Source organism: Photorhabdus sp. CRCIA-P01 (assembly GCF_003545805.1).
GTDB lineage: Bacteria > Pseudomonadota > Gammaproteobacteria > Enterobacterales > Enterobacteriaceae > Photorhabdus > Photorhabdus antumapuensis.
This window is the reverse complement of the sequence record NZ_NMQR01000171.1, coordinates 1-1378: the sequence shown is the minus strand read 5'-3', so window position 1 is coordinate 1378 and position 1378 is coordinate 1. Positions and strand designations below refer to the sequence as shown.

The 1378-nt window shown below is 44.2% G+C and carries 1 protein-coding gene; it reads right to left on the bottom strand.

Annotated features, from left to right (window positions below; translation table 11 throughout):
- Nucleotides 1–21: 21 nt before the first annotated feature.
- A complete protein-coding gene (locus tag D3222_RS24580) occupies nt 22–1158 on the bottom strand; it encodes an ISAs1 family transposase (RefSeq protein ID WP_118988350.1) in 1137 nt (378 codons plus the stop codon).
- Between the last annotated feature and the right edge of the window lie 220 nt (nt 1159–1378).

The window sequence follows — 1378 nt, the reverse complement described above, 5'->3', positions numbered from 1 at the left end:
CCAGGGCAAGAGCATGAATGTTCATTTCTTGCCCAATGTCTGAAAACCTGCAATTAAAACTTTATCCAAATACTCACTGCTCATATTGGCCATGTTTGCTTTGCGTCGCATGCTGGCTTTTACACTGGTTTCTGCACGTAGCATATTAAGCGAGAAGTGCCGCATACCCGCTAATATCTCGGCAGCATTGCCGCGACGAATGGCACACGCATCTTCATTCATTGATACGTCAAGCACCCAATGGACGCGATTTTCAATACCCCAATGACCCCGTACCGCCTCCCTAAAACGGTCTGATCCAAGTTCGGCAGAGCTGATATAATAATGATAATCCAGTGATTCTTTTTTTCTCGCTTTATCAAGGCGATATCGTATTGCCACTCCAATGCTTTTTAAGCCTTTCCATTCCGGAAATTGCGAGGCAAGTTCTCCCGCCGGGAGTACATGATATTCACGTAATTCAATTCGCCCATGCCCTTGTTCTATACAGACATTTTCTGATTTTCTGACGGCAGTGACTTGCGCTGACAGGGTTTGTTTAACCGCGCGATGTAACCCTGCCTGATTATTTTTGACGGCCAGCAGATAATCTCCGCCCTGGACGATAATTTTTTTAGCAATTTTAGTCTGGCATCCCATCGCATCAAGGGTGACCAAACAATTTTTGATGTCCAGTAAATCAATTAACTTCGGGATCGCCGTGATTTCATTAGATTTTTTTTCAGTTTTTAACTGACCCATGACAACGCCATTGGTCGTAGCAAATGCGCTCACCATATGGATAGCCGATAATCGTTTATGCCAATGCCCGGTTCCCCGTAATGTCTTACCATCAATCGCGATGATTTCCCCCTCGGTACGCTTGCTTACCGCCTGAGTCCAGCGAATAAAGCAGTGTTGAAACTGGACAGAGTCAAGGCGGGAAATGATGCGCGCAATTGTATCATGTACAGGTAAGCCGGTTTGAAAAAATCCCTTTTCCTGAAGCCAGTTGATGCGCATATTCCCAAAGTCTTCGATATCTTCCCAACCTTCAGCGCCCGTCAAGACGGCACACATTGTCAGAAAAAGGACATCAAACAGGGGATAGCTGATTTTGGCAGACTGGCGAGGATCGTTGATTTCACCGAAATGCTGAGAAAAAGCATCGAGTTCCATTAGGGTACTCCCGAAAAAAAGGAGTATAAGATCACAACTGAATTCGTGGGTCAAATGGATTAATATTGATTAAATAACGTTCGTGATCTCACCCTGGGAGGTAAGTTAACTATTGAGGCAGCAGAGGGAATTACTGCAGATGTTAAAGTAAAAAATRAAGAAATCTTGCAAAACACTCTAGATATTATCGGTAATACTCCGGAAACAGCTTGGTTAAAAG

Bases quoted from the DNA above. Each gene is read 5' to 3' on its own strand.
- D3222_RS24580 (WP_118988350.1), bottom strand. From the start codon at position 1,158: ATGGAACTCGATGCTTTTTCTCAGCATTTCGGTGAAATCAACGATCCT.